We start from the raw sequence: 16,510 nt of genomic DNA on the forward strand, positions 1-16,510 counted from the left end.
GACATGTATAGCAAATAGCAGACTTAGAATCCTATTTGTAATACTTTTGGTAGATATTACGGTACTCTTTAGAATCTTTGATTTGCTTTATCCATGTATTGAGTGAATCCAAGAGCACAGGGGATTTTTCACTTACAGCCCACGCTTCAATATGCGTAAAACCTATTAATGTGGAATAGTCTATCTCGGGCAAAGACTGGGCTACTTTTTCTGCACTTTTCTCATCACAAACTGCATAATCTATATCCTTAGATGCTACCAGCATAGCTAATTGTTCGGCCCCATAAACAGGGTCTTCCTCTATATAGATCGTATCTCCTATCTCGTGCGACAAATTTCTTATACGCAGTATGGCAGGCGAATTGAGAGGAACATACAGGGTCTTTTTAGCCAGAGCAAGGTGGCTCCGCAAAGGCTCCACACCTTCATTAAATTCTTGCTTCCGCTGTATCAGCACCTGTCTGTTTTGCGCAACAGGTTCAGTAAACACAAGAGTACCCCGCAACTCGGAGGTAACCGGAATATTGCGAGCCATAACATCATATTTTCCCTGTTTAAGTCCTTCAATACTTTTATCAAGGCTAGCTTCTAATAAGATCTCTATTTTCAAGGGAATACGCTCTTTCATCAGCTGAATCAAGTCATAATTAAACCCTGAAATAGTATCTCCGGAAACAAAGTATCCGACAGAGTTATAATCTGTAACAATATGCAATACTCCGCCCTTTTTTATCTGAGCAAAGTCCTTGGGCTGCCCACTCTTCCTGAATACAAAAAACGAAATGATTATTAGCACTATAAATAATACAACAGATACAAGGATTTTCTTCTTTGCCATGGTGTAATCAATTATTGAACCGCCACGAAATACCTAGTTTTAACATCCGGGGATTTACCGGATAACGATAGAGTGTAAATGATTCTCCATTCCCCATTCCATTGGTCAGATTATACATCATAATATAGAAACGGGTAAATTTCAAGTGTAAGTTTATATATGCCGTTGTTATCGGAAAATTACCAATCTTCTCCTCCCGTTGATTATAAAACTGCATGGTGAGCGGCTCATAACCGGGAGCATAATATTCTGTAAAGAAATGTCCATCAACACCCATTTGTAGGGTCAATACCTTTGCTATCTTAGTCATCAGGTAAATATTAGAATATATACTGAGCTGGGGCAGAGGGATCACATTCTCATTTCCGGACTTCTGGTATACAATCTGATTATCCCAATGAAAGATTCCGGCTTTCAGCTCCTGATCTAACCGTAAAGAAACAACCTGAACACTACCGGATTCTTGTGCCGTTATTTTTTTTTCATTATAGTATATGTAATTCTTTATATTTTCCACCCCCCCGCTAATACGTGTTTTGGAAAAAGATAATTCCGGAAAGTTAATTTCCCCTCCGACATATACCCTGTTGGTATTACTAAAGTTGGTATTTTCACTGTTCCAATTCCAATACTTGGAAGAAAAATTCTTTTGAAAAAAACTAGGACTTATACTTTTTATATACCCATTTGCTTTTGCCGAAACCTGCTTACCGAAAATATTCAGCATGGTGGTAATTTCCCCTTCGAGTTTATAATCCTTCCCATCCAGAATATTAAATTCTGCCGAGGCTTTATATCTCAGATATTTTCCTTTTTCTTTTGACAAAACACCGCCAATAGTCAATGCATTTTCGCTATACCTGTCATGCAAGCCTGGCAATCCTCCCGGCATTGAATATTTACGCATATCGTATTCGGCAAAGGCAGTCAGCCCGAACTTAGTCCATTTACGGAAACCTTCATTCATGGCCAACGCAAATGTATTCTTAAATGAATAATACGACATAAAGTCATTTACATTACTCATATATTTAGGCTCCAAATCAACACTTTCTCCGTCTATATTATTATAATAATGATATAAGGTATCCATCCCTGCATAATCGGACAGAAAACGACGTTTCTGATCTGTATAATGAGTTGTGAATATCACACTGGCCGGAGAAATATAATCTGCTTTCTTGCGCCAGGCTTTGGTCGTATCATTTACCATGTATTCCTCTTCGTCATTGCCCAGATCGTAGCGATTGGTCACATAGAGATGCTTACCCCGCATCTTATTCCATGTACTCTGCATTCTCACGGGAATGTCGAGAGAATTGCCTCTGAATTGTGTCTGTACTATTTCATCCGAATTAGGATTGGTAATATATAAAGGATTGGTGATACCGCCATTTTCTATATTGTTGAAATTATTATTTGACAGAAAGGCATGCATCTTATATTTATCGCCTATATAGCTAGCATAAAAATCATAATTCATCTGCTTATTAGACAGCGAAGTATAATTTCCCCGCGAATATATATAGTCGAAATCGAAGCCAACGTTCAGTTTCTTACCCAGATTCATGGAAATCTCCGTCTGCAAACGCTGTTCAGCGCTCTGCCCTCCGCCTCCTGTCTGATAGCGGACATTAGAATACGGTACTTTTGTATTGAGATAATATTTATCCTGCGGATCTTTACGCCAATAGTGCATGGCATCGAGAAATACAAAACGGGAGGATTCCGGGCGATCAAAAAATATCATCGATTGTGCCGGAGAACCGACATTCCCCAGATACCCCACATTAACATCGAGACCATCAACCAGCATACTCTGATGAAAATTAACGATAGCGGTATCCATCGGTAAGAAAATGCGCTCTCCCAGACGAGGAGAAATCTTCCATCCATATATAGGGGGTACTTCGACCTTGGCAGTATCTACCGTCGTACCCGTTACCGGAAAGTTATCCGGAACCGGTGCTACCGAATCCGTTTGTTGCTTTTGAACGGTGGGAGTAGTCCGATTGGGTCTACGCCTGCTATCCTGAGCATTCAGCACGGAAAATATGGCAAAAAATAGAAATGCTGTCAGTATATATTTTTTCATCGGTGCAAACTTACACAAAAAATGAAAAATTAGAAGTTAATGTTTCTATAAAAACAGAGATTAGCATTTATTTATTGTATCAAAATAACCAAAGAGTCAGATTACTCCTTTAGTAGATGGAAGTTCGTAGTTGAAAATATCTCGTTTCTTTGCCATCTTAACAGCACGGGCAAAAGCCTTAAATATACCTTCTATTTTGTGATGTTCGTTTGCTCCTTCCGCTTTTATATTCAGATTCATCCTCGCAGAGTCGCTCAACGATTTAAAGAAATGCAGGAACATCTCAGTAGGCATATCCCCCACCCTCTCGCGATGAAACTCGGTATCCCATACAAGCCACGGACGTCCTCCGAAATCAAGAGCTACAGAACACAGGCAATCGTCCATCGGCAAGTAATATCCATAGCGCTCTATTCCCCGTTTATCTCCAAAAGCTTTATAAATTGCTTCCCCCAGGGCTATCGCAGTGTCCTCTATCGTATGGTGTTCATCCACATTGAGGTCGCCTTTTACTTTTATGGTCAAATCCATACCCGAATGCTTGCCTATCTGATCGAGCATATGGTCAAAGAATCCAAGACCGGTAGTAATATTGCAAATACCTTTTCCATCGAGATTCAAGGCAATATAAATATCTGTTTCTTTAGTCGTACGTTTTATTTCGGCTTTTCGTTCTCCGGCAAAGAGGAATTCACTGATAATATCCCAGTCTGTAGTCTGCAATACACAAGCATCTTTCAATTCCTCGGGAACTTCCATATCGTCGCGAAGAAAAATTGCTTTTGCCCTGAGATTCTTTGCCAGTTCTACGTCGGTAAGACGGTCACCGATTACGAATGAATGTGCCAGATCATATTCTTCATTCATATACTTACCCAATAGTCCTGTACGGGGTTTCCGGGTAGGCGCATTATCTTCAGGGAAGCTGCGGTCGATAAGTATATCGTCGAAAGTAATCCCTTCACCCTGCAATGTTTTCAGCATCAGATTATGTGCCGGCCAGAATGTATCTTCGGGAAACGATGAAGTCCCCAGTCCATCCTGATTAGTTACCATCACAAATTCGAAATCCAGATTTTTACGGATAAAGTAAAGGTTACGGATAACTTTAGGATAGAACTCCAGTTTTTCAAGGCTATCCAGTTGATAATCTACCGGTGGCTCTATCACAATTGTTCCGTCACGATCTATAAATAATGCTCTTTTCTTCATTTCAAATATTTCTCAAAGTCTCTATCAATTTCTTATTTTCCTCATCTGTACCCACTGTAATACGCAGACAACCCGCACAGAGAGATACCGAATTACGATTGCGCACAATCACGCCTTTATCGGCCAGTTGCTTATATAAACTGTTGGCATCGCCAACATTTACCAGTATAAAATTGGAATCGGTAGGATATACTTTTTGTACAAAAGATAGTTTTAGCAATTCCTCATTCAGATAGTCGCGTCCTTTGAGTAAGGTTTGAATCCATTCTTTCCTTAACTCCAGTTTATCCAGTTCGCCGTTCACAAAGTTCTGTGTGAGGATATTTACATTGTACGGATATTTTACCTTATTGAATAGTTTGATAATTTCCGGTGATGCAAAAGCCATTCCTAAACGGACAGCGGCTAATCCCCATGCTTTGGAAAATGTTTGCAAAACTATCAGATTCGGGTATTTTTGCAAATCATTCAGCCATGTTTTTTCAGCTGCAAAATCTATGTAGGCTTCATCGACGATTACAATACCGGAAAAAGAATCCAACACTTTTTCTATTTCTTTTCTGTTCAGCAGATTTCCTGTCGGATTATTCGGAGAGCAAAGGAATATCAATTTTGTATTTTCATCTGTCTTTTCCAGCAATGTACCGGCTTCAAGATCAAAATTGCTGTCCAGTAATACTTTGCGATATTCCACATCGTTTACATCGGCACACACCTGATACATACCGTATGTAGGATCAATAGCCACAATATTATCGATACGGGGCTCGCAAAATATACGAATGACAAGGTCTATGGGTTCATCACTCCCATTGCCCAAGAAAATCTTCTCCGGCTGAATATCTTTTATTTTCGATATTTTTTCTTTCAGTGCCCATTGCAATGGGTCGGGATAACGGTTGTACTTATCGTTTAATGGATTTTCATTTGCATCCAGAAATACGGAAGCCTCCCCTTTAAACTCGTCACGGGCCGAAGAATAGGCCTTCATATTCCATACATTCTTGCGGACTAATTGTTGCAGATTCATTGTTTATTCAATTATCATTTAAAATCAATGCCCTTTGCACAAATCAAAAGCTTAGCACAAAGGACATTAAAACTATTTATCTTCGATCAGCCTGCAAAAGCTGACTATTTATAGCTCTACCCTTACTCCCAGCAATTTATAAAACTCCCTTAATATAGCAGGATGTCCCGGCCATGCAGGGGAAGTTGTCAGATTACCGTCTGTAATAGCTTCCGTTGCCGGAATATCTTTATAATTACCTCCGGCCAGTGTAACTTCCGGACCTACGGCGACATAACATGTCAATGTACGTCCTTTTACCACATTGGCGGCTGTCAGTATCTGAATGCCGTGACAAATAGCAGCTACAGGCAAATTCTTTTCGAAGAAATAGCGTGTGTATTCTATCACCTTAGGGTCGAGACGAATATATTCAGGTGCACGCCCACCTGTGATATAAAGCCCGGCATAATCTTCCAGTTTCACACTATCGAAACTCTTTGTCAGTGTAAAATTGTGACCTCTCAATTCCACATATGTCTGGAAACCTACAAAATCGTGTATTGCTGTTGCTACCTGATCCCCGGCTTTCTTTCCCGGACATACCACATCGACATGAAAGCCAATGCTGCAAAGAGCCTGATAAGGCACCATCAACTCGTAATCTTCGACAAAATCACCTGCCAGCATCAATATTCTTTTACCCATAATACAATAGATTTAGAAATTCGACAATTAATAAACTAGCCTAAATATAAGGATAATTGTTAAAATCGAACAGGTTCCTATAGTAAAAAATAATTAATCAGACCTTTTCGTATGTCGTTACCACAAATATGATCAACGGCTCATCACCGGTATTGATGATAGAATGGTAATTATCATCTCCCTGTATGGATGTCACATTTCCTTTTTTCAGGTTAAATTTCCTTGTTATTTTATCCTGCCCTTCACGTTCTATATATTCTCCTTCGCCATGTACAAGCACATACAGTTCCTGTTCTTTTTTGGTTCCATGCTCATGAAACCCCGCCTGATCACCCTTATTCAGAAGAACCATATATGTACCGATACGATTGTTTACCAACTCTCCTTTTTCAAAGACAGAGAGCATATATACCACACCATTCCCGCCGTACATAGGGTCACGCTTTTCTACATCGATCACACCACGCTGCGGCTTACCAAAAGGAGTAAGTGTAATGTCGATATATTTCGAAACTTCGTCAATTACCTGTTGTTTTTCTTTTTCCATTTTTATTTGCTTTTCCATTTCGAAGTGAGGAATACCCACCTCTGTAAATTCATCTCCTATTATTTTATAATCATATTTCCGATAAAAATCCACAGCGACCTTGCGGGCATGCAGCACGATTTTTTCAAATCCTTCCCTCTCGGCCACATATTCGGCAAAAGAGAGCATACTCGTACCGAGTCCGCTTTTTTGTACGTCTGTGTCTACGGCCATTTGCCGCATTTTAACTACTTTATCATCAATGCGGGTAAGGATACAGCAGGCGACCATCTTTTGAGTCTCGGACAGAACAAGCCCAAGAAGAATATCATCCCTGTCCTTTAAGATGTCGCCCTCTGTAAATATCAGACCTAAAGGCTCCCGCAATATTTTAGTGCGAAGAGTGAGCATTTCTCGGTAGTCTGCACTCTCGTATTTTATAATTTGTGGATATATCATCTCTTTTTTAATTTGTTAAGCCAAACATATACTTTCTAATGAATGATACTTTATTTAACTTTGGCAAAACATACAAAAATAATACTATAAAACTAAAAGAGAGCACATAATACTCTATATCATTATTTGCCAACGCCTTAGATAGCAACACAGGTAACATATGCCATAAATATATTGACATTGAGTTAATTCCCACCCATGTTAAAAATTTATTCTGATAATTATTTTGTAAATGACTGATTGCAAAATAAGCTAAAGAAATATTGAGTAATAGAAAGCAAAGGGGAATGAAAGAGCTTTTGGGATAAGAAAACAAGAACAAGTATCCTACAATAGACAGCAAGAGAATAGCCTTATTCAAAAAGCTATCTTTCAATTCTCTTTTTCTTAAAATAACTCCTAAAGTAAAAAATAAGATATAATATGGTCGAATACTCAAATTTAGAATATCATAATATGTATTTTCAAACAAATCAAATTTAGATATTAATTTAGTTATTATATATATACTAATAGATAGTACAATCATAAATTTAAACGACCCATTCAATTTAAAAAAGCTCCAATATACTAATATACAAAACAAATAAGATAAGATAAAATAAACCACAAATGATAATATATATAAGCTAAATATCCATCTTGTAAATAAAGTATTAGATTATAAACAATTAGAGCGATTATAAAAGGAATAATAATACGAAACAAATATTTATGAATCAAAGCACTAAAAGACAATTCTTTAATCTTAGAATAATTAAATAAATATCCAGAGACACAAAAAAACAAAGGCATATGAAAACTATATATCACATATCTAACAATGTTTTTATCAATTGTCCCTTGCAAAATATGTCCTAAAACAACCAATAATATCAAAAAGCCCTTTAAACTATCAATTTGTTGAATTCTAGTCATTCTTTCAACCGTAATGTTACAGCATTTTTATGCGCATATAACTCCTCATTCTCCGCCATTACTTCTATTGCCGGACCAAGATTACGGATACCGTCTTTTGTGATTTTCTGGAAAGTGATTTTCTTGACAAAGCTATCCAGGTTTACACCGCTGTAAGCTGTTGCATAACCGTTGGTAGGCAAAGTATGATTCGTTCCCGAAGCATAATCTCCCGCACTTTCGGGCGTATAATGTCCGAGAAAGACCGAACCTGCATTAATGACCTCATCCGCAATATCCATATAATCGGATGTTTCTATAATCAGATGCTCCGGCGCGTATTGATTCGTCATATCTATTATTTCATTGTTGTCTTTTAACAGAATAAGTTTACTATTCTGCAAAGCCTTTTCCGCTATTTCACGGCGGGGTAATTCAACCAATTGCAGTTCTATTTCCTGCAATACATCCGCAATAAACTGTTCGCTGGTAGTAGTCAGTATCACCTGACTGTCAGCCCCGTGTTCTGCCTGAGATAATAAATCCGCCGCCACAAATGCCGGGTTTGCCGTATCATCAGCTATTACCTGCACTTCCGATGGTCCGGCAGGCATATCTATTGCCACATCGCAAAGGCTTACAAGCTGCTTAGCCGCCATTACATACTGGTTGCCGGGCCCGAATATCTTATATACTTTGGGGACAGTCTCCGTACCATAGGCCATGGCTCCGATGGCCTGTATCCCCCCTATCTTGAATATCTTATCTACTCCGGCTTCCTGTGCGGCAAAAAGTATTGCCGGATGTATTTTACCTTCTTTATTCGGTGGAGAACAAAGTACGATTTCTTTACAACCTGCAATTTTTGCCGGAACGGCAAGCATAAGTACTGTGGAAAACAAGGGTGCTGTCCCTCCCGGAATATATAAGCCGACCTTTTCTATAGCTACAGCTTTCTGCCAGCATGTAACACCCTGAGTAGTCTCGATTATCTTACTTTCGAAAATCTGGCTACGGTGAAAAGCCTCTATATTTCTTTTTGCTAAACGAATAGCCGCTCTCAATTCTTCAGAAACCAAAGATTCGGAAGCCTCTATTTCTTCGCGGGTTACTGTTAACGAAGAAAGTTTCACTTTATCAAACCTTTCTTCATATTCAAGAATAGCCTTATCTCCTCTCCCCCTTATATCGGCAAGCACCGCACTCACTGTATTATTCAACGAAGATGTATCAAATTGAGGGCGAACCAATATAGAAGCCCACTCCAAACGTTCCGGATATCTTATTATCTGCATTTGTCTAACCTTTGTATTCTTTTTTCAATAAACTATATACTGCAATATCAGTAAATACATTATCAACGAGCAATTCACCATCTCGCTCAATCCCCTCAAGCTGAAAGCCGAGCTTTTCAGGTATCCGTCTGCTTTTGTGGTTGTTTACTGCTACTTTTATCTGTATGCGGTTTATATCCATTTCGGTAAAAGCACATTGAAGCAATTTTCTGACAGAATGTACCATAATACCTTTTCCCTGCGCATATTGTGACAGCCAGTAGCCTATCTCGATCTTTTTATTGGTTGAATCAGTATCTTTAAAGCCGACTAAACCTACAAATTGTTCCTGAAAATAAATGGTAAACTGCTTATCTGCTGTCTGCAAAACATGATTTACAAAGCTGGCGGTATCTTCCACTTCTTTCGTAGTATCCACAAAGGGCAGCCACTCGCGCATATATTCACGTTCGTCATTCAACGTATTGAAAATCTTAAAAATGTCATCTACTGACAACGGATATAAAACTATATCGTCCGAAACCTGTATCATAATATCATTTTTTCGATTGGTAACACTAATATTCCTTCTGCACCTAAGGATTTCAGTTTACTAATCACTTCCCAGAAACGCTTATCTTCCACTACTGATTGCACCGAGCACCAGCCTTTTGTTGCCAGTGGAGTTACAGTAGGACTACGCATCCCGGGGAGAATATCTATAATTTCCTCCAGTTTATCTTCAGGCGCATTCAAAAGTACATATTTTTTATCAGTCGCAGTTTGTACAGCTTCAATTCTGAATATCAATTCGTCAAGGATATCCTTCTTTTCTTGCGAAAGATTCTTTGTTGCTATTAACAAGGCTTCAGATTGCATAACGACTTCTACTTCTTTCAACCGGTTACTGACAAGCGTACCTCCAGAGCTGACAATGTCGAAAATTGCATCCGACAATCCGATACTCGGTGAAATCTCTACAGAACCTGTAATAATATGTATATCGGAATTAATACCCCGCTCTTTCATATATTTATTCAGGATAAAAGGATATGAAGTCGCTATTTTCTTTCCCTCGAACCATTTTACACCTTCATAATTTTCATCTTTAGGAATGGCCAAAGACAGGCGGCATTTACTAAAACCCAGCCGTTTAATAACTTCTGCGTCCTCATTTTTTTCCACGTATTCATTCTCTCCTACCACTCCTATGTCGGCAACTCCCGTTGCTACGGCCTGAGGAATATCATCATCGCGCAGGAAAAGTATTTCGACAGGAAACCCTTTTGCCGGGACAAGTAGCGTGCGCTTAATATTGTTCAGTTTTACACCTGCTTCCTGTAGAAGCTCCATCGTTTCTTCAAATAACCGGCCTTTCGATTGTACTGCAATTCTTAATACCATAATATATATTTCAAGATTTAATAATTTCAAGATTTAAAGATTGTAAGTAGACAACCAATATCTGTAAACTGAAAACAAAAAAAGAGCCTACCCTTATCAGGTAAGCTCTTACTATATCTTTGCTATCATCACATCAATATATGTTACTTACCAATGGCAGTAATATAAAATGATGATGATGTGCTTTATTGTACATAATTATAATCTTTACAAAAACAAAAGTATATATTTTTTACAATAAAACAAACTTTATGTCAAATTATTTTCGTTGTCCTTGTCGATGCGGGTTTGCTTTTCTGCGCTCTTCGATCTTTTTCAGCATATGCTCTTTGAATTTCATATCGACCGCCCGATATTTCTCAATCTTCTGAGCAGATAATACCTCTCCAAATTTTTTGTAATATTCTATCTGAAGCTCAGCCTCCCGTTTTTCCGATTCCAAATTCAATTTGGTTATACGTTGGTAATCTTCTTCTGTTTTGTTAGGCTTCTCATTCAACGCACGGGTTTCCCTGCGTGCATCCCTGTTTACTGCAAACTTTCTGGACATAAACTCCGACTCCAAGGGGATAAAAACCTTGGCTTCGGCATCTGTCAGCTCCAACTCTTTTATCAGGAAAGCTGCTTTTTCTTTCTTTATAGTTTCTATATCAAAACCGCCTCGCTTCAGACCCTGACCTTTTATTGAGAGTGTCGTAAACACTGCAAGAATCAATAAGACCAGAATACTTCTAAACTTCATATAAACATCGTTTTTTTTGGTTTAATTACTATACATCACATCCCTGTATTTAGCTCTTGCCACTTCATCCTCAAGAAACAAATAATAATCTTCTTCTTCTGAAGAGGAAGCCATAGCAGAAGCTACAACAGGCTCAGGTTCGGCTATCGTTTTTTGATTCAGTATTCCCGTTGAAAATATGACTCCACAAAATACGGCTGCCGCTGCTGTCCAAGGCAACACCTTTTTCCACAACGGGACAATCTTCCTTTTTTCTATTTCTTTTTCAGGAAGTTTACCCATTATTTCAGCATTAAAATTCTCGAAATAATTATCGGGAACCTTAAATGGACTCTTCTTTTTGTCAAAATTATCCAACATAACTACTATTCTTTAATAACTCCATCTATACTATAGACTGTAAATAGATAAAAAGGTTTAATCGTCAGTAGATAAAAAATCTTCAATTTTTTTCACTGCATGATGATATGATGCTTTCAGAGCACCAACCGAGGTTTCCAGTATATCCGACATATCTTCATACTTCATTTCATCGAAATACTTCATGTTAAAAACGATACGTTGTTTTTCAGGAAGTGTCAATATCGCTTTCTGCAATTTAAGTTGCGCTTCGTCTCCATCAAAATATTCATCACCTTCGAGGCGCGAGATAAGAAATGTATCTGCATCGTCCATCGATATATTGTTTTGCGCTCGTTGTTTATTCAAAAATGTAATTGCTTCGTTTATCGCTATACGATAGAGCCAGGTCGACAGTTTGGAATCTCCTCTGAAATTCTCGATGCTGGTCCACACTTTAATAAGAGTATTCTGAAGGACATCATTAGCATCGTCATGACTAAGCACTATTTTACGAATCTGCCAATAAAGCACCTCACTAAACTCTTTTACAAGTTCAGAAAAGGCAACCTGCTGGGTTTTGGGATCATGCAGCCTTTCTACTAAGTTATTCTCTGTATCCTGTAACATTTATTTCAAAATCCTTATTTATTGACCGCTATCTTCCAGATCGGAGTCATCTCCGAAATAGGCATCATCTTCCATTCCGCCCTGTCCGTTTTCGAACCACTCGATAAAGTTATCAACATTTGTCTTATTATTCTCCCACCATTTAAGTGATTCGGGAAAATATGCAACACTCACATAGCGACAATAGGTATCGAAATGTCCCGATCCCAAGATTTCCTCATAAGTAGGCACAAAGAAATACCATAAAAGACCATTCTGAGAATCGTTTTGCATCTGAGCCAATGTGAAAAATATCAATTTAGATGATTCTACAAAAAACGTATATTGGGAAATATCGTCTGTCGCTCCTGTTTTATGTTTTTGTATAGCATCATAAAGGTATCGTCTGTCTACTCCGTCTTCGGGCGATAATTTCTCCGAACCGGAATCTATTTTTGCTGAGACTATATCAAACATCTCTCCGAATGCATCTTTCGAGCGTTCTGTATTAGGTTCGAGTAACAAGAAGAAATGAAAGGCATAGAAACTTTGCACCCATCGCCCCAAATCATTCAGTGCATAGGCATAAAGCAAAAATGCGCTGGAATGAGTGGCATCTATTTCAATCGCTTTGCGCAAATGCTGAACAGCCATACGATTGTCCTTATTATTGAAGTAGCACAAACCCAGATTGAAATGCAGCAAATATTCATCGCCACATTTCTCTAATGCCTCATTAAGGGTCCTAAGAGCATCTCCCATTTTATCCTGATTGGCTAGTGCCGTACCTTTTACAATATATGCATCCATCAATAAAGGCTGAAAATTAGCCGTAATTACTTTTGTACTGTTGCGAATGGCTTTATCATAATCTTTGAGTTGCAAGTATGATAATGACATCTCGTAAACAGCAGACATTGATGTCGGATTCACTTTCAGCGCTTCTTCATAACAGGCTATTGCCTCTTTATAACGTCCTTTATCATGCAATGCCACACCCTGCCTTATTAATTTTTCGGAAGATGGTTGTGAATATATTGTTAAAGTTGTGAATAATAAGAATAATATAATTAAGCCGTTTCTCATGCAATAAATATTTACTTTTAAAAAATACAAAAGTAAGAAAATACTCTATAAATGCATTCTCTGTTCAGATTCTTTGACATTTTAAAGAGAAAATGGTTTAAACCGAGATAATAAAATGAGCTCTATAGATGATTTATTGTCTTGTTTTAATGTTGGATTCTTTTCGACATAATTACCGTCTTTGTTTATTTCTGGATACTTGGCTCAATTCTGCCGCGCCCTCCCGGGCTTGCCCTCACTTTTGGCATCGCCCAAAAGTAAGCAAAAGGCTAGCGCTAAGTTCCTCGGCGACCCACAATCGGCTTGCCGGCTGAAAGGGACGAACGGGCTATCGCCCCGTCCCTTTCCACCCCGCCTGCACCGTGTGGGTACCCCGCCTGCGGAACTAATGCGCGTCCGCTGGCGCCTTAGTGGAGCGAAGCCCTTTGAACTCAAATAAGACAACCTCTTGTCGTCGCATTGCGACCACGGCCTCGTCCCGCAGGCGGGTACCCAATCCGTAAAGCGGAGGTGTAGAGCAAAATAGGGCAGCTGCTATACCCGGTCGATAATCCGGCTAAAGATGACTCCGTATTATTTTGCTCCACCGAAGCTACGGCTTTGGGTCGCCGAGGGATGTAGCCTTGATTTTTTGGTTCGTTTTGCATCAAGGCAAAATGAACGTTCAGACGAAACGGAGTGAAGTCGAAAAGAATCCAACATTAAAATGTATCATTAAATCTATTGATTATATATAATTAAGCAGAATTTCTATCTTATTTTTCTATCAATGATAAATAGAATCTCTCACAATAGCCCTATATCACATTTCAATATGTCTTATTTATCAAAACAAACAATTACAAATTTCCACACATAAAGCCTTAAAACACAAAATTATCACAAAACAACACCCCACTAAAAACATAAAGACAAACATCAGATCTGTCGAATTTTAGAATTAGCCTAAATAGGAATGTCATATAAAAGACGCCATATCATAGAATATTTTTATTATTTTTGTTAGTTCAGGGAAATTAAAAAATTAACTAAAAACTTCAATTATAATGAAAAGTACCACTTTTGATATAGATATGATTCGCAAATTTTACGAATCTTACCCATCAAAGGTTGAAGAGGCTAAAAGCAAACTAAAACGCCCTTTGACACTGTCCGAAAAAATTCTTTATGCACATTTATCAACAGATGAACCTATTAAAGATTTTGTGCGCGCAACGGATTATGTCAACTTTTCGCCCGACAGGGTTGCCATGCAGGACGCTACTGCACAAATGGCCTTGTTGCAATTGATGAATTCGGGACGTACCAAGGTGGCTGTCCCATCGACAGTACACTGCGACCACCTGATACAGGCATACAAATCGGCAAAAGAAGACCTGAATACTGCCGAGGTTACAAACAAAGAGGTCTTTGACTTTCTGACCAACGTATCCAATAAATTCGGAATCGGTTTCTGGAAACCCGGTGCAGGCATCATCCATCAAGTAGTACTCGAAAACTATGCTTTCCCCGGCGGAATGATGATCGGGACAGACTCACATACGCCAAATGCCGGAGGACTAGGTATGGTAGCCATAGGCGTAGGTGGTGCCGATGCGGTAGATGTAATGGCGGGAATGCCCTGGGAACTGAAAATGCCGAAAATCATAGGGGTTAAGCTGACCGGAAAATTATCGGGTTGGGCTTCACCAAAAGATGTCATACTAAAACTAGCAGGTATACTTACTGTAAAAGGGGGAACAAATGCTATTATCGAATATTTTGGCGAAGGCACTGCGTCATTATCTGCTACAGGCAAGGGTACTATCTGTAACATGGGTGCGGAAGTAGGTGCAACAACATCCATTTTCCCGTATGACAAAAAATCGTCTGAATACCTGAAAGCTACCTTCCGTAGTGACGTGGCAGAACTGGCCGATAAGATAATGGAACATCTGCAACCTGATGCAGAGATAGCAAATAATCCGCAAAAATATTTTGACCAGATAATCGAAATAGATTTATCAACTCTCGAACCATATGTAAACGGACCTTTTACACCCGATGCGGCACACCCTATTTCTCAATTTGCCAATGCGGTAAAAGAAAACGGTTATCCCAGGCAGATGGAAGTGGGTCTAATCGGCTCATGTACAAACTCGTCATACGAAGACATGTCGCGTGCGGCATCGATCGTCGCTGATGCCAAAAAGAAAAATATAAAAGTAAAAGCCCAATTTATAATCAATCCCGGTTCGGAACAAGTACGCTATACTGCCGAAAGAGATGGCATATTACCTATCTTTGAAGAAGCTGGGGCGACTATTATGGCAAATGCCTGCGGGCCTTGCATCGGACAATGGAAAAGGGAGTCGGATAACCCGGAACGTCCCAATTCAATCGTAACATCGTTTAACCGCAACTTTGCCAAACGAAACGACGGCAATCCGAACACCCATGCCTTTGTTACATCACCGGAAATTGTGGCTGCACTAAGCATTGCCGGAGATTTATGTTTCAATCCGATGACAGACACATTAGTGAATGAAAAAGGGGAGCATGTAAAATTGCAAGAACCTCAGGGATATGAATTACCGCCGAACGGATATAAGAAAGATGATGAGGGATTTATAGCTCCGGCAGCAGATGGTTCAAAAATCGAAGTAAAAATAGCTCCTGACTCACAACGCCTGCAAGAACTGAAACCGTTTCCTGCGTGGAACGGGAAAGATATTATCGCTCAGCCGCTATTAATAAAAGCAAAAGGCAAATGTACCACCGACCACATTTCGATGGCCGGACCATGGCTTCGTTTCCGCGGACATCTGGATAATATATCCGATAATATGCTGATAGGGGCCGTCAATGCATTCAATGATAAAACAAACGCTGTTCTGGATGTGGAAACCGGCGAATATATCGCTGTTCCTAAACTTGCCCGGAAATTCAAAGCCGAAGGACTGGGCTCCGTCGTAGTAGCTGAAGAAAACTACGGAGAAGGCTCATCTCGCGAACATGCAGCAATGGAGCCCCGGTTCCTGAATGTAAAAGCCATACTCGTCAAGTCTTTTGCCCGCATACATGAAACCAACCTAAAAAAACAAGGTATGCTTGCCCTTACCTTTATCGATAAGAATGATTATGATAAGGTACGTGAAGATGATAAAATAAGCATACAAGGACTAACCGATTTCAGACCGGGAAAGAACCTTACCGTCGAACTCACCCATAAAAACGGTGAAAAAGAATCGTTCGGGGTAGCCCACACCTATAACGATACGCAGATAGAATGGTTTAAGGCTGGCAGTGCCCTGAATTATATGAAACAATAAT

The 16,510-nt window shown here is 39.3% G+C and carries 16 protein-coding genes; 2 read left to right on the forward strand and 14 right to left on the reverse strand.

Going from position 1 to position 16,510, the window contains the following annotated elements; all coding sequences use genetic code 11:
- Positions 1-31: 31 nt before the first annotated feature.
- The 14 genes from QZL88_RS05765 to QZL88_RS05830 form a co-directional block, all read right to left on the reverse strand.
- Positions 32-838: a transporter substrate-binding domain-containing protein gene (locus tag QZL88_RS05765; RefSeq protein WP_296939080.1), complete on the reverse strand. Its 807-nt coding sequence runs from the start codon at positions 836-838 to the stop codon at positions 32-34.
- Between the two features lie 7 nt (positions 839-845).
- Positions 846-2,933, reverse strand: a complete 2,088-nt coding sequence (locus QZL88_RS05770) for a putative porin (protein WP_296939081.1) — start codon at positions 2,931-2,933, stop codon at positions 846-848.
- 96 nt (positions 2,934-3,029) lie between these two features.
- Positions 3,030-4,145 (reverse strand): bifunctional histidinol-phosphatase/imidazoleglycerol-phosphate dehydratase HisB, encoded by a 1,116-nt coding sequence (hisB, locus tag QZL88_RS05775; protein WP_296939082.1) that lies wholly within the window; start codon positions 4,143-4,145, stop codon positions 3,030-3,032.
- 1 nt (position 4,146) lies between these two features.
- Complete coding sequence (gene hisC, locus QZL88_RS05780) at positions 4,147-5,175, reverse strand: histidinol-phosphate transaminase (RefSeq protein WP_296939083.1); 1,029 nt, start codon at positions 5,173-5,175, stop codon at positions 4,147-4,149.
- Between the two features lie 108 nt (positions 5,176-5,283).
- Positions 5,284-5,862, reverse strand: a complete 579-nt coding sequence (locus QZL88_RS05785) for a DJ-1/PfpI family protein (protein ID WP_296939084.1) — start codon at positions 5,860-5,862, stop codon at positions 5,284-5,286.
- Between the two features lie 97 nt (positions 5,863-5,959).
- A complete protein-coding gene (locus tag QZL88_RS05790; RefSeq protein WP_296939085.1) occupies positions 5,960-6,847 on the reverse strand; it encodes a GNAT family N-acetyltransferase in 888 nt (295 codons plus the stop codon).
- Between the two features lie 570 nt (positions 6,848-7,417).
- On the reverse strand, positions 7,418-7,765 hold the full coding sequence (locus tag QZL88_RS05795) for an acyltransferase family protein (RefSeq protein ID WP_296939086.1): 348 nt from the start codon (positions 7,763-7,765) through the stop codon (positions 7,418-7,420).
- Complete coding sequence (hisD, locus tag QZL88_RS05800; protein WP_296939087.1) at positions 7,762-9,039, reverse strand: histidinol dehydrogenase; 1,278 nt, start codon at positions 9,037-9,039, stop codon at positions 7,762-7,764. The genes QZL88_RS05795 and hisD overlap by 4 nt, the downstream gene beginning before the upstream one ends.
- A 4-nt stretch (positions 9,040-9,043) precedes the next feature.
- Positions 9,044-9,571, reverse strand: a complete 528-nt coding sequence (locus QZL88_RS05805) for a GNAT family protein (RefSeq protein ID WP_296939088.1) — start codon at positions 9,569-9,571, stop codon at positions 9,044-9,046.
- Entirely contained in the window at positions 9,568-10,422 is an 855-nt protein-coding gene (hisG, locus tag QZL88_RS05810; RefSeq protein WP_296939089.1) for an ATP phosphoribosyltransferase, read from the reverse strand. Before hisG ends, QZL88_RS05805 begins: the two co-directional genes overlap by 4 nt.
- 259 nt (positions 10,423-10,681) lie before the next feature.
- The gene (locus tag QZL88_RS05815; protein ID WP_296939090.1) at positions 10,682-11,164 is read right to left on the reverse strand and encodes a hypothetical protein; all 483 of its coding nucleotides are present in this window, start codon (positions 11,162-11,164) and stop codon (positions 10,682-10,684) included.
- Positions 11,165-11,185: 21 nt separating this feature from the next.
- Positions 11,186-11,524: a hypothetical protein gene (locus QZL88_RS05820; RefSeq protein ID WP_296939091.1), complete on the reverse strand. Its 339-nt coding sequence runs from the start codon at positions 11,522-11,524 to the stop codon at positions 11,186-11,188.
- Between the two features lie 57 nt (positions 11,525-11,581).
- Positions 11,582-12,133: a sigma-70 family RNA polymerase sigma factor gene (locus tag QZL88_RS05825; RefSeq protein WP_296939092.1), complete on the reverse strand. Its 552-nt coding sequence runs from the start codon at positions 12,131-12,133 to the stop codon at positions 11,582-11,584.
- Positions 12,134-12,151: 18 nt separating this feature from the next.
- Positions 12,152-13,198 (reverse strand): tetratricopeptide repeat protein, encoded by a 1,047-nt coding sequence (locus tag QZL88_RS05830; RefSeq protein ID WP_296939093.1) that lies wholly within the window; start codon positions 13,196-13,198, stop codon positions 12,152-12,154.
- Between the two features lie 241 nt (positions 13,199-13,439).
- Between QZL88_RS05830 and QZL88_RS05835 the strand changes: the two genes are divergently transcribed.
- Both QZL88_RS05835 and QZL88_RS05840 read left to right on the forward strand, forming a co-directional pair.
- The gene (locus QZL88_RS05835) at positions 13,440-13,637 is read left to right on the forward strand and encodes a hypothetical protein (RefSeq protein WP_296939094.1); all 198 of its coding nucleotides are present in this window, start codon (positions 13,440-13,442) and stop codon (positions 13,635-13,637) included.
- A 607-nt stretch (positions 13,638-14,244) separates the two neighbouring features.
- Positions 14,245-16,509 (forward strand): aconitate hydratase, encoded by a 2,265-nt coding sequence (locus tag QZL88_RS05840; protein ID WP_296939095.1) that lies wholly within the window; start codon positions 14,245-14,247, stop codon positions 16,507-16,509.
- The last annotated feature ends 1 nt before the right edge of the window (position 16,510 follow it).

Origin of the sequence: uncultured Dysgonomonas sp. (genome assembly GCF_900079725.1) — a bacterium.
GTDB lineage: Bacteria > Bacteroidota > Bacteroidia > Bacteroidales > Dysgonomonadaceae > Dysgonomonas.

Excerpts from the sequence above, each read along its gene's own strand:
- QZL88_RS05765 (WP_296939080.1), bottom strand. The coding sequence starts at position 838 with ATGGCAAAGAAGAAAATCCTTGTATCTGTTGTATTATTTATAGTGCTA.
- QZL88_RS05770 (WP_296939081.1), bottom strand. The coding sequence starts at position 2,933 with ATGAAAAAATATATACTGACAGCATTTCTATTTTTTGCCATATTTTCC.
- hisB (WP_296939082.1), bottom strand. The coding sequence starts at position 4,145 with ATGAAGAAAAGAGCATTATTTATAGATCGTGACGGAACAATTGTGATA.
- hisC (WP_296939083.1), bottom strand. The coding sequence starts at position 5,175 with ATGAATCTGCAACAATTAGTCCGCAAGAATGTATGGAATATGAAGGCC.
- QZL88_RS05785 (WP_296939084.1), bottom strand. The coding sequence starts at position 5,862 with ATGGGTAAAAGAATATTGATGCTGGCAGGTGATTTTGTCGAAGATTAC.
- QZL88_RS05790 (WP_296939085.1), bottom strand. The coding sequence starts at position 6,847 with ATGATATATCCACAAATTATAAAATACGAGAGTGCAGACTACCGAGAA.
- QZL88_RS05795 (WP_296939086.1), bottom strand. The coding sequence starts at position 7,765 with ATGACTAGAATTCAACAAATTGATAGTTTAAAGGGCTTTTTGATATTA.
- hisD (WP_296939087.1), bottom strand. The coding sequence starts at position 9,039 with ATGCAGATAATAAGATATCCGGAACGTTTGGAGTGGGCTTCTATATTG.
- QZL88_RS05805 (WP_296939088.1), bottom strand. The coding sequence starts at position 9,571 with ATGATACAGGTTTCGGACGATATAGTTTTATATCCGTTGTCAGTAGAT.
- hisG (WP_296939089.1), bottom strand. The coding sequence starts at position 10,422 with ATGGTATTAAGAATTGCAGTACAATCGAAAGGCCGGTTATTTGAAGAA.
- QZL88_RS05815 (WP_296939090.1), bottom strand. The coding sequence starts at position 11,164 with ATGAAGTTTAGAAGTATTCTGGTCTTATTGATTCTTGCAGTGTTTACG.
- QZL88_RS05820 (WP_296939091.1), bottom strand. The coding sequence starts at position 11,524 with ATGTTGGATAATTTTGACAAAAAGAAGAGTCCATTTAAGGTTCCCGAT.
- QZL88_RS05825 (WP_296939092.1), bottom strand. The coding sequence starts at position 12,133 with ATGTTACAGGATACAGAGAATAACTTAGTAGAAAGGCTGCATGATCCC.
- QZL88_RS05830 (WP_296939093.1), bottom strand. The coding sequence starts at position 13,198 with ATGAGAAACGGCTTAATTATATTATTCTTATTATTCACAACTTTAACA.
- QZL88_RS05840 (WP_296939095.1), top strand. The coding sequence starts at position 14,245 with ATGAAAAGTACCACTTTTGATATAGATATGATTCGCAAATTTTACGAA.